This window comes from Labrenzia sp. 011, from assembly GCF_003075075.1.
In the GTDB taxonomy this organism is placed as follows: Bacteria; Pseudomonadota; Alphaproteobacteria; order Rhizobiales; family Stappiaceae; genus Roseibium.
This window is the reverse complement of record NZ_QCYM01000024.1, coordinates 1-12,387: the sequence shown is the minus strand read 5'-3', so window position 1 is coordinate 12,387 and position 12,387 is coordinate 1. Positions and strand designations below refer to the sequence as shown.

General features: G+C 63.6%; 9 protein-coding genes. All 9 read left to right on the top strand.

Translation table 11 applies throughout. The features are described 5' to 3' along the window. Positions 1 to 81: 81 nt before the first annotated feature. Complete coding sequence (locus DCO57_RS19365; protein WP_116700566.1) at positions 82 to 1,164, top strand: ABC transporter permease; 1,083 nt, start codon at positions 82 to 84, stop codon at positions 1,162 to 1,164. 10 nt (positions 1,165 to 1,174) lie between these two features. Next, the gene (locus DCO57_RS19360; RefSeq protein ID WP_116700565.1) at positions 1,175 to 2,935 is read left to right on the top strand and encodes a nitrate ABC transporter ATP-binding protein; all 1,761 of its coding nucleotides are present in this window, start codon (positions 1,175 to 1,177) and stop codon (positions 2,933 to 2,935) included. 119 nt (positions 2,936 to 3,054) lie between these two features. Beyond that, entirely contained in the window at positions 3,055 to 5,502 is a 2,448-nt protein-coding gene (gene nirB, locus DCO57_RS19355) for a nitrite reductase large subunit NirB (RefSeq protein WP_116700564.1), read from the top strand. After that, complete coding sequence (nirD, locus tag DCO57_RS19350; protein WP_116700563.1) at positions 5,499 to 5,840, top strand: nitrite reductase small subunit NirD; 342 nt, start codon at positions 5,499 to 5,501, stop codon at positions 5,838 to 5,840. The genes nirB and nirD overlap by 4 nt, the downstream gene beginning before the upstream one ends. A 30-nt stretch (positions 5,841 to 5,870) precedes the next feature. After that, positions 5,871 to 6,716, top strand: coding sequence for a formate/nitrite transporter family protein (locus DCO57_RS19345; RefSeq protein WP_116700562.1), 846 nt, complete (start codon positions 5,871 to 5,873; stop codon positions 6,714 to 6,716). A gap of 68 nt (positions 6,717 to 6,784) precedes the next feature. Further along, complete coding sequence (locus tag DCO57_RS19340) at positions 6,785 to 8,521, top strand: bifunctional protein-serine/threonine kinase/phosphatase (protein ID WP_116700606.1); 1,737 nt, start codon at positions 6,785 to 6,787, stop codon at positions 8,519 to 8,521. A 9-nt stretch (positions 8,522 to 8,530) separates the two neighbouring features. Then, positions 8,531 to 8,980 (top strand): cyanase, encoded by a 450-nt coding sequence (gene cynS / locus DCO57_RS19335; protein WP_116700561.1) that lies wholly within the window; start codon positions 8,531 to 8,533, stop codon positions 8,978 to 8,980. A 22-nt stretch (positions 8,981 to 9,002) separates the two neighbouring features. Beyond that, positions 9,003 to 11,687 carry a nitrate reductase gene (locus tag DCO57_RS19330; protein ID WP_116700560.1) on the top strand — a complete coding sequence of 895 codons (2,685 nt, stop codon included), beginning with the start codon at positions 9,003 to 9,005 and terminating at the stop codon, positions 11,685 to 11,687. Next, positions 11,659 to 12,375, top strand: a complete 717-nt coding sequence (locus DCO57_RS19325) for an NAD(P)-dependent oxidoreductase (protein ID WP_165814790.1) — start codon at positions 11,659 to 11,661, stop codon at positions 12,373 to 12,375. The genes DCO57_RS19330 and DCO57_RS19325 overlap by 29 nt, the downstream gene beginning before the upstream one ends. The last annotated feature ends 12 nt before the right edge of the window (positions 12,376 to 12,387 follow it).

Below are 12,387 nucleotides of genomic sequence, written 5' to 3'. Positions count from 1 at the left end.
CGGCACGGCGGTCGCAGCCCCGCCGTGCCGTCCCATTCCAATGAAACGAACCAACAGATACTCGAAACGGGGACCCTCATCATGGCCAATGCCGATACCGCAGGCAGCAAGGATCTTGCCCGCGCCGCGCGCCGGGAGAAGCTCTTCACGCGGATCAACAAGGCAGCCGGCTGGCTGGACGCGCTTGGTCTGTCCTGGACCGTGCCGCTTCTGAAAATTGCCGCTGGAGACAGCCCGAAGGAACAGATGGGGGAACTCAAGCGGGTGCTTGTGATCCCGCTGCTGGGCATTGCCACCTTCCTGGTCCTGTGGGGCGTTCTGGCACCGCAGGTGCAAACGTCTCTGGGAGCGGTGCCCGGTCCGGCGCAGGTCTGGGAGCAGACCGTCAATCTCTGGGAGGACCATGTGCGCGAGCGCGGCAAGGCGGAAGCCTTTTTCGCGCGCCAGGACAAGCGCAACGCCAAGCTGGAAGCCGAGGGCAGGTCCGACAAGGTCAAGTGGCGCAGCTATACGGGCAAGCCGACCTATATCGACCAGATCGGCACATCGCTCAAAACCGTCGGGCTGGGCTTCCTGATCGCGACGATCATCGCTGTCCCGCTCGGGATCGCTTCCGGCCTGTCCCGGTCCTTCAACGGAGCGATCAATCCGCTGATCCAGATCTTCAAACCGGTCTCGCCGCTCGCGTGGCTGCCGATCGTCACGATGATCATATCGGCGACCTATGCCAATCCCGTCGACTGGCTGTCGAAATCCCTGCTGATCTCCGCCGTCACCGTGACGCTGTGTTCCATGTGGCCGACCCTGATCAACACGGCGCTGGGCGTTGCCTCCGTCGACAAGGATCTGATGAATGTCGGCCGTGTGCTGCAATTGCCGACCTGGAAGACCATCACCAAACTGGTTCTGCCGTCGTCCCTGCCGCTGATCTTCACGGGGCTGCGCCTGTCGCTTGGCGTGGGCTGGATGGTGCTGATTGCCGCGGAAATGCTGGCGCAGAATCCGGGGCTGGGAAAATTCGTCTGGGACGAGTTCCAGAACGGCTCTTCCCAGTCGCTCGCGAAGATCATGGTCGCGGTCCTGACCATCGGGATCATCGGCTTCCTGCTCGACCGGCTGATGTTCGCCCTGCAACGCGCCTTCACCTTCTCGGCGAACAGGTAAGGAGACCGACATGGCCTTTCTGGAAATCTCCGGTGTCTCCAAATCCTACGGCGAAGGCGCCAACCGGACGGATGTGCTCAAGGACATCAATCTGAAGGTGGAGGAGGGAGAATTCATCGCCATTGTCGGCTTTTCCGGCACGGGCAAGACAACTCTCATCTCCCTGCTTGCAGGTCTCATGGAGCCGGATACGGGCGGCATCGTCTTCAAGGGAAAGGAAATCGACGGACCAAGTCCTGACCGGGGCGTGGTTTTCCAGTCCTATTCGCTGATGCCCTGGCTGACGGTCGCGGGCAATGTGGGGCTGGCCGTCGACAGTGTCTTCAGGAAAAAGAGCGCCACGCAGCGCAGGGCCATCGGCGACAGGTATATCGCCATGGTCGGGCTCGAGCATGCAAGGGACAGGAAACCGGCGGAACTTTCCGGGGGGATGCGCCAGAGGGTGGCCGTTGCCCGCGCACTGGCGATGCAGCCGGACCTTCTGCTGCTCGACGAGCCCCTGTCGGCACTGGACGCGCTGACCCGCGCCAAGCTGCAGGACGAGTTCGCCGCGATCTGCGACGAGGAGAAAAAGACCATCGTCCTCATCACCAACGATGTGGACGAGGCGATCCTGCTGGCGGACCGGATCGTTCCTCTCAAGCCGGGAACGAGCGCGACGCTCGGCCCGGAATTCAAGGTGCCGTTCAAGCGCCCCCGGGATCGGGCGGAGCTCAATCACGACGAGGATTTCATCAGTCTGCGCGCCGAGGTGACCGCCTATCTGATGGAGGCCGGTGCCCGGCGCGGGGCGGAAGCGGAACGGGAAATCGTCCTGCCGAATATCGTTCCGATCACCCGGCGGACGAAGGGCGGGGAGGCGTTGCCCGAGGCCTATGAGCGTGCGGCCGAAACCGCCACGCAAGACCGCTATCTGGAGTTCTCCCGGCTCAGGAAGGTCTATCCGACCGCGAAGGGGCCGCTGACGGTCGTCGACGGGTTCGACCTGAAAATGCAAAAGGGCGAGTTCGTCACCCTGATCGGGCACTCCGGCTGCGGCAAGTCCACGGTCCTGTCCATGGTCGCCGGTCTCAACCCGATCACCGACGGGGCGATCATCCTCGACGGCACGCATGTGACCAAGGCAGGTCCGGACCGGGCCGTGGTCTTTCAGGCGCCGAGCCTGATGCCCTGGCTGACGGCCTATGAAAACGTCGAGCTTGGTGTCGACAAGGTCTATCCGGACGCTTCCCGGTCCGAAAAGCGGGATGTGATCGAATACTATCTCGGCAAGGTCGGGCTGGGCGATGCGATGCAAAAGGCCGCGGCCGATCTGTCCAATGGCATGAAGCAGCGCGTCGGCATCGCCAGGGCCTTCGCCCTGTCGCCCAAGCTGCTGCTTCTCGACGAGCCTTTCGGCATGCTGGACAGCCTGACGCGCTGGGAATTGCAGGACGTCCTGATGGATGTGTGGAAGCGCACCCGGGTGACGGCGATCTGCGTCACCCATGATGTGGATGAAGCCATCCTGCTCGCCGACCGGGTGGTGATGATGTCCAACGGCCCGAATGCCCGCATCGGCAACATCATGGAAGTCGATCTGCCGCGTCCGCGCTCCCGCCGGGAGCTGCTCGCCCACCCGGACTATTACGCCTACCGCGAGGAGCTTCTGGACTTCCTGGAAGCCTATGAGGGCGGCGCGGATCCGGGTCCGGACCAGCTGAAATCGATCCAGGAAAAGCGGGCCGTACGCATGGCCCGGCAGAAGGCTGCCGTCGAAGCGGCCGAATGAAAGAGAGGTGAATGACGTGACGCCAGATCAGATCCAGTTCGTGCAGACCGCCTGTGCCGCCCTTTCGGGCGCATGGGCCGGGCCTGCGTCTTCGAACGCTGCAGCAGCGGAGTAACCCCATGACCAGACAGAAACTTGTTGTCGTCGGCGCCGGGATGGCTTCCGGCCGCATGCTCGAACATCTTTTTGAAACTGCGCCGGACGTCTATGACGTCACGCTTTTCGGCGCCGAACCGCGCGGGAACTACAATCGCATCATGCTCTCGCCGGTGCTGGCGGGAGAAAAGTCCTTCGACCAGATCGTTACCCATGACGCCGATTGGTATGCCGGACACGGTGTCGACTGCCGGTTCGGCGAAACGGTTATCGCCATCGATCGCGAGAACAAGACGGTAGTCACCGGCAAGGGCGAGACGCCCTACGACAGGCTCGTCGTGGCGACGGGCTCCGCGCCCTTCGTCATTCCCATCGCCGGCAAGGATCTTCCGGGTGTACGGGCCTTCCGGGATCTTGACGATGTGGAGGCGATGGTGGCCGCGGCGGGCCGGCCGAACGCCAAGGCCGTTGTCATCGGCGGCGGACTGCTCGGTCTGGAGGCCGCCGCCGCACTGCGTCTGCGCGGCATGGAGGTCGTCGTCCTTCATCTGATGGGACACCTGATGGAGCGGCAGCTCGATCCGGCCGCCGGTTTCCTTCTGCAAAAGGATCTCGAGGGGCGCGGCATCCGGGTTCACTGCGAGGCGCAGACCAAGGCAATTCTCGGCGAGGACCGGGCAGAGGCGGTTCTGCTGGACGACGGGACCGTCTATCCCGCCGATCTGGTGGTGATGGCAGTGGGAATCCGGCCCGAAGTCCGGATCGCCACGGACTCGGGCATCCATGTGGAGCGGGGCATCATCGTCGACGACCGGATGCAGTCGTCCGATCCGGATATTCTGGCCATCGGCGAATGCGTCGAGCACAACAAGATGTGCTACGGCCTCGTCGCGCCACTTTACGACATGGCGAAGGTCGCTGCGAATACGCTTGCGGGCAAGGAAGCGGCCTTCCGGCCGGTCGAAACCGCGACGCAGCTGAAGGTTACCGGGGTCACGCTCTACTCCGCCGGCGATTTTGCCGACGGCGAGGACCGGGAGGAGATCATTCTGCGCGATGCCGCGGCAGGGGTCTACAAACGCCTGGTGCTGAAGGAAAACCGCATTCTCGGTGCGGTGCTTTACGGGGAGACGTCCGACGGCGGCTGGTTCTTCGATCTTTTGAAAAAGGGAACAGACGTCTCGGACATGCGCGAGACGCTGATCTTCGGCCAGGCGTTTCAGGGGGGCGCTCCCCTGGACCCTACGGCGGCCGTTGCAGCCTTGCCGGATGATGCGGAAATCTGCGGCTGCAACGGCATTTGCAAGGGAACCATCGTTTCCGCCATCTCGGAAAAGGGCCTGAGCAATCTGGATGGGGTCAGGGCGCACACCAAGGCGTCCGGCTCCTGCGGCACCTGCACGGGGCTTGTCGAACAGCTCCTGCAGGTCACGCTCGGTGAGTCCTATAATCCGGCGGCGGTCACGCCCATGTGCGGCTGCACGCATCTGGGGCACAGCGACGTGCGGCGGCTGATCAAATCCAAGCAGCTGAAGAGCATTCCCGCCGTCATGCAGGAGCTTGAATGGACCTCCTCGGGCGGATGCGCCAAGTGCCGCCCGGCGCTGAACTACTATCTCGTTTCGGACTGGCCGGACGAATATGCGGACGACTACCAGTCCCGCTTCATCAACGAGCGCGTGCACGCCAACATCCAGAAAGACGGTACCTATTCGGTCGTGCCGCGGATGTGGGGGGGCATGACGTCCTCCAAGGAACTCAGGGCGATCGCCGACGTCGTCGACAAGTTCGACATCCCGGCGGTCAAATGCACCGGTGGCCAGCGGATCGACATGCTGGGGATCCGCAAGGAGGACCTTCCGGCGGTCTGGGCGGATCTGGGCAAGGCCGGTTTCGTCTCCGGCCAGGCCTATGCCAAGGGCCTGAGAACGGTGAAAACCTGCGTGGGAACCGACTGGTGCCGCTTCGGCACCCAGGATTCCACCGGTCTGGGCATCAGGATCGAAAGATTCATGTGGGGCTCCTGGACTCCGGCCAAGGTGAAGATGGCGGTTTCCGGATGTCCGCGTAACTGCTCGGAAGCCACCTGCAAGGATGTGGGGGTGATCTGCGTCGACAGCGGATTCGAGATCCATTTCGCCGGCGCGGCCGGTCTGGACATCAAGGGCACGGAGGTTCTCGGCCACGTCGGGAGCGAGGACGAGGCCCTGGAGCACATCGTGGCCCTGGTGCAGATGTACCGCGAGCAGGGGCACTACCTGGAGCGGATCTACAAGTGGGCCAAGCGCATCGGCCATGACGAGGTCCGCCGCCAGATCATGGAGGATGCGGACAGGCGCAAGGCCTATTACGACCGCTTCGTCCATTCCCAGAAATTTGCCCAGGTCGATCCGTGGTCGGAACGCGTGTCCGGCAAGGACAAGCACGAGTTCAAGCCGATGGCCGATCTTACCCGGGAGGCAGCAGAATGACCGCCGAAATCCGCAACTGGGTTCATATCGGATCCCTGGAAGACATTCCCCGGCAGGGCGCACGCTGCGTGAAAAGCGGGGACATGACCGTCGCGGTGTTCCGCACCGCCACGGACGATGTGTTCGCCCTGGAAGACAGGTGCCCGCACAAGAACGGGCCACTCAGCCAGGGGATCGTGCATGACGGCTGCGTGACCTGTCCGCTGCACAACTGGGTGATCGCCCTGGAAACGGGTGCCGCGCAAGGCGCCGACGAGGGCCGGACCCTGGCTTTCCCCGTCCGGCTGGAGAACAGCCGGATCTATATCGACCTTTCCTACTCACACGAAGCTGTCTGAACCGACGGCTCAACCGCGAAAGGAACTTGCATGTCCTATGTCACTCCCCAGGAATTCGCCCACAAGATGATCGATGCGGGGGAATCGAAGATCTTCATGTCCACCAAGGACACGCTCATCCGCGCCTATATGGCCGGCGCCATTCTCGCGCTGGCGGCTGCCTTTTCCGTGACCATTGCCGTCAACACCGGCAATTTTCTCGTCGCCTCGATCCTCTTTCCGGTCGGCTTCTGCATGCTCTATCTGCTCGGCTTCGATCTTCTGACCGGCGTATTCACCCTCGCGCCGCTGGCCGTCATCGCCAAGCGGGCGGGCTGCACCTGGGGTGGCGTGCTGCGCAACTGGGGCCTGGTGTTCTGCGGCAACTTCGCCGGGGCGCTGACGACCGCCGTCTTCATGGCCATCATCTTTACCATGGGGTTCAGCGAGGAACCGAATGCCATCGGCCAGAGGATCGGCAAGATCGGTGAGGTCAGGACACTGGGTTACGCGGAGGCGGGCGGCGCCGGCCTCCTGACCGTCTTCATCCGCGCCGTCATGTGCAACTGGATGGTCTCCACCGGTGTCGTCGCGGCGATGATGTCGAATTCGGTTTCCGGCAAGATCATGGCCATGTGGATGCCGATCATGGTGTTCTTCTATCTCGGCTTCGAGCACTCCATCGTCAACATGTTCCTGTTCCCCTCCGGCATCATGCTCGGCGGTCAGTTCACCTGGTTCGACTACCTCGCCTACAACGAAATTCCGGTGGTCATCGGCAATCTGGTCGGCGGCCTGACCTTCGTGGGCGGCATGATCTACGCCACCCATTACAGGACCTCGCCGAAACGCAACGCCGGCTATGAAAAAGCACCGGCAGCAACACCGGCCGAATAAGTGCGGTCTTTCTCCCGCCGCACCCGCGGCGGGAGGTTTCACTTTCACAGGAAACCCTTCCAGTGCTGATGCAAACATCCAGGTCACATCTGAGCATCGAGTCCGGCCAGCAAACGCTGGCAGGCAGGAAATCCGAAAATCAGGATTTCCACGGTGCCGTGATTCCGGAGGGGCCGGCGCTGCTTCACAAGGGGATTGCCTTCGCCCTGGCCGACGGCATTTCCTCCAGTCCGGTTGCCCGTGTGGCCGCCGAGACGGCGGTCAAATCCTTCCTCGCCGACTACTACTGCACGTCCGAGGCCTGGCTGGTGAAAACCGCTGCCGGCCGGGTGATCGCAGCGACGAATTCCTGGCTCTTCGACCAGTCGAGACGCGGCGGCGGTATCGGCGACCGCGGTTATGTCTGCACCTTTTCCGCCCTGGTGCTGAAAGGGCGCAAGGCGCATCTCTTTCATGCGGGCGACAGCCGGATCTGGCGGCTTTCCGGACAAAGTCTCGAGCAGTTGACGGAGGATCACCGGGTACAGGTCTCACCGGACGAAAGCTATCTCGGCCGGGCGCTGGGGCTTTCGCGGTCCGTGGAGATCGATTATCTGGCGGTCGACCTGCGGCCGGGCGATGTTTTCGTTCTGACCACCGACGGGGTGCATGATGTCCTGACGCCGCAGCAAATCGCAACGGAAGTTAGCGGACCCGGCTGCCTGGAGGCCGCCGCTTCGGCGATCGTCGCTCAGGCGCTGGAGGCCGGCAGCACGGACAATCTGACCATCCAGATCGTGCGGGTCACCGGATTGCCGGATCCGGCGGCTCCGGAACTGCTGGCGGAGGAGCAGGGCCTGCCGCCGGCTCCACTGCCGCGCGTTCCGGGATCTTTCGAAGGCTTCCGGCTGCTGCGCAGTCTGCATGACAGCAGCCGCAGTCACATCTGTCTTGCGGAGGACGAGACCAGCGGCGCGCGGGTCGCCCTCAAGTTCCCCTCCCTGGACCTGCGCGGCGACGAAGACTACCTGCGCCGTTTCGCCATGGAGGAATGGGTTGCCCGCCGGATGGCCTCTCCGCATGTCCTGAAGGCGGGCGAATATCCGCAGGGACGGCAGACCCTGTTTCTGGCGACGGAATTTGTCGAAGGCCAGACCCTGCGGCAATGGATGCGCGACAATCCCCATCCCGATCTGGAAACCGTTCGCGGACTGCTGGAGCAGATCGCGAAAGGCCTGCGTGCCTTTCACCGCAAGGAGATGGTTCACCAGGATCTCAGGCCTGAAAACATCATGATCGACACGTCAGGGACGGTGAAGATCATCGACTTCGGCGCGGTGCGCATTGCCGGTGTCATGGAAGCCGCGCCGGCGCTCGACAGGGCGGAAATTCTTGGAACCCACCAGTATACCGCCCCGGAGGTGTTTCTCGGCTATCTGGGTACGGAACTCAGCGACCAGTTCTCCCTGGGCGTGATCGCCTACGAGATGCTGACCGGGCGTTTGCCTTATGGCGCGGGGGTTGCCAGGGCCGGCAGCGCGAAGGCCCAGGCGGCGCTCCGTTACCGCAGTGCCTCGGCTGTCACCGCCCGGGTGCCGGACTGGGTCGACAGCGCGTTGTGCCGGGCGGTGCATCCCGTTCCGGGCAAGCGGTATGAGGCGCTGAGCGCATTTCTGGAAGATCTGCGCCGCCCCGATCCGGCCAACACACATGGCACGTTCGTTCCCCTTGCCGAACGCGACCCCGTCCGTTTCTGGCAGCTTGTCTCGGCGGTCCTCGCACTGCTGTGCCTGGCGCTCTTCGTCCAATTGTCCGGCAACCCCTAGGAGGTACCCATGTCTGCTCTCAGCCGTGAAGATGTAACCGCAATGATCCTGTCCGCGAAGCGCGAGGCGGGTCTGACCTGGGAGGGCATCGCCGAGAAGATCGGCATGTCTCCAGTCTGGACCCACTCTGCTGCCATGGGCATGAACGCCATGCCGCAGGACAAGGCGGCCGCCTTTGCGGAGACCCTCGGGCTGTCCGGGGAAGCGGCGCTCCTCCTGCAGGAAAGCCCGACCAAGATCTGGGAACAGACGGTTCCGACAGACCCCTGCATCTACCGTCTGTACGAGATCGTGGGTGTCTACGGGCCGACCGTCAAGGCGCTGATCCATGAGAAATTCGGCGACGGCATCATGTCGGCCATCGATTTCGACATGTCGGTAACCCGGGTCGAGAACCCGAAGGGCGATCGGGTGAAGATCGAAATGTCGGGCAAATATCTTGCCTACAACGCCTGGTGAGACCGGCGCCGGAAGGGATGGCATGACCGATATCGACAAGACGACCACCCGGACGACCTGTCCCTATTGCGGAGTCGGTTGCGGTGTGCTCGCCACCCGGCATGGGGACGGGACCGTGACCGTTGCGGGGGATCCCGATCACCCGGCCAATTTCGGCCGGCTCTGCTCCAAGGGCTCGGCGCTGGGGGAAACCCTGTCGCTCGAGGATCGGCTGCTTCATCCGGAAATCGCCGGCAGGCGCAGCGACTGGGATACGGCGCTGGATCTTGTCGCCGGAAAATTCACCGAGGCCATTGACGATCACGGTCCGGACAGTGTCGCGTTTTACGTGTCCGGGCAGATCCTGACCGAGGACTATTACGTCGCCAACAAGCTGATGAAGGGGTTCATCGGATCGGCCAATATCGACACGAATTCGCGGCTTTGCATGGCCTCATCGGTGGCCGGACACAGGCGTGCCTTCGGATCCGATACGGTGCCGGGGACCTATGAGGACCTGGAGCTGGCCGATCTGGTGGTTCTGGTCGGCTCCAACCTGGCCTGGTGCCATCCGGTCCTGTTCCAGCGGCTGGAAGCCGCGAGGGCGGTCAATCCGGCGATGCGGATCGTGGTGATCGATCCGCGCCGGACGGCGACCTGTGCCATCGCCGACCTTCATCTTGCGCTGAAGCCGGACACGGATGTCGCACTCTTCAATGGCCTGCTGAGTTTTCTCGTTGAGTCGAAATCTATCAACAAGAATTATATCAAGAGGTTCACGGAGAATTTTCATAAAACACTGGAAGTGTCCGGACCGTGTGAAATCGGAGCCATTGCCGAGGCCTCCGGACTGGAGCGGCAGGATATTGCCCTGTTCTACAAGATGGTTGCACGCACGGAAAAGACGGTGACCGTCTACAGCCAGGGCGTCAACCAGTCGGTGGCGGGAACGGACAAGGTCAACGCCATCATCAACACCCATCTGGCAACGGGGCGGATCGGCAGGCCGGGCATGGGTCCGTTCTCGGTTACCGGCCAGCCGAACGCCATGGGCGGGCGCGAGGTCGGCGGGCTGGCCAATATGCTCGCGGGCCATATGGAGCTCGGCAATCCCCATCATCGCCGGATCGTGCAGGACTTCTGGCAAAGTCCGGTCATTGCGGACAGGCCGGGCCTGAAAGCGGTCGATCTCTTCAAGGCAGTCGGGGCAGGGCGGATCAAGGCGCTGTGGATCATGGCGACCAGTCCGGTCGACAGCCTGCCGGATGCGGATGGTATCGCCGAGGCACTGAAGGTCTGTCCGTTCGTGGTGGTGTCGGAGGTGTCGCGGAGCGCTGGCACGGTGCCCTTCGCCGATGTTCTTCTGCCCGCCGCTTCCTGGGGGGAGAAGGACGGCACGGTGACCAATTCCGAGCGCCGCATTTCCCGGCAGAAGCCGTTCCTCGCCCTGCCGGGAGAGGCGCGGCCCGACTGGTGGCAGATGAGCGAGATGGCGCGGAAAATGGGGTTCGGCAAGCGGTTCTCCTATCGCAATGCTGCGGCCATCTTCCGCGAACATGCCGCACTGTCCGGTTTTCGCAACGGCGGGACCCGGGATTTCGATATCGGAGCCTACAAGGATATATCCGACGCGCATTACGACAGCCTGCAGCCGTTTCAATGGCCTCAGGCGGCACGGAGCGCTGCGGCGGAAACGCGCTTCTTCGCCGACGGCGGTTTCTTCACGGACGGCCGGAAAGGCCGCTTCGTACCGGTCGCCTTTCAGGCGCCCCGCAAACGGGAGAGAACATGGCCGTTCATCCTCAACACGGGCCGTGTCCGCGACCAGTGGCACATGATGACCCGCACGGCCAAAGCCCCGCGGCTGATGGCGCATATCGCGGAACCCTTCGCCGAGATACATCCTGAAGACGCCGGTCGGCTCGCAATCGCAGCAGCGGATATCGTCGAGGTGAAAAGCCAGCATGGCTCCGTTCTCGTACGGGCGCTGGTGACCTCCCGGGTGCGCAGGGGCGAGATCTATGTGCCCATGCACTGGACTGACCGCTTCGCCGCGCGCGGCCGGGTCGACGCGGTGGTGGCCCCCGAAACCGATCCGCATTCGGGCCAGCCGGGACTGAAATTCACGCCGGTTGCCCTTGCCAGGGCCGACATGGCCTGGTTCGGCTTCGCGGTGCTGAAGGAACGTCCGGAGGGGATCGACGCGGACTACTGGGCACTTGCGCCGGTGGATGGGGGCTACCGGCTGGAATGTGCCGGCAGGAACAGAGCGGACTTTCAGGCCATCGCCGTCTCGCTCGGAGCCTCGGGCGAGGACCGGATCCGCATCGAGGATACGGTGGCCGGGCTCAGCCGGCAGGCATATTGGCAGGACGATCTGCTGCAGGCGGCGTTCTTCTTTTCCGCAGGGCCGGTGCAGGTGTCACGGCAATGGGCCTGCGGGCTGCTTGCCGCCACGCCGGGCCGCAAGGATTTGCGCGCGCAGATCCTTGCCGGGCGTGCTCCGGCGGACCGGCCGGATTGTGGAGCAATCGTCTGCTCCTGCTTCCAGGTCGGCTGCAACCAGATCACCGAAGCGGCCCTGAGGGGGGCCGATAGTGTCGCAGCCATCGGGGAAAGCCTGCAGGCGGGTACCAATTGCGGTTCCTGCCGTTCGGAAATCCGTGCGCTTCTCGACGACATCACAAGGGACACCTCCAATGACAGTGACATCGCGCAAGCCGGTTGAAGTCGAACGCCGCCGCCGTCCGGCAAGGATCGGTGCGCTGGCCAGTCTACCTCTGTTCTTTCCGCTTGCGGGCCGCAAGGTCGTGGTTGCGGGGGGAACGGAGGCTGCCGCCTGGAAAGCAGAGCTCCTGGTTGCTGCCGGGGCGGAGGTTCATGTCCATGCGGTGGAGCTGGACGCGGCCTTCGATGCCCTGTCTGCGGCCGGCAGCCGAGGGGGGCGGCTCGTGCATCACGCCGGACCCTGGGTGCCGGACAGCCTCGACGGGGCGGCACTTGCGATCGCGGATGCGGAGAGTGACGGCGAGGCGCAATCCTTCGTTTGTGCGGCCCGGAAGGCAGGCGTGCCTGTCAATGTGATCGACAATCCGGCCTTTTGCGACTTCCAGTTCGGCTCCATCGTCAACCGGTCGCCGGTGGTGATCGGCATCTCGACCAATGGTGTCGCGCCGATCCTGGGTCAGGCCATCAGGCGACGCATCGAAACCCTGCTGCCCGAGGCCCTTCAGACCTGGGCCGGCCTTGCGGGCAAGCTGCGGTCCGGTGCGCTGGCCATGCTCAAGGCCGGGCAGGAACGGCGCCGCTTCTGGGAACGGTTTTCGGATCTTGCCTTTAGTGGACGCATGGCGCCCGAGGAGAGCGGTGGCCTGCAGGCTGCGCTGGTCGATGAGGCAAGGGCGGCCCAGGTCTGAAGGGCCTCGGGC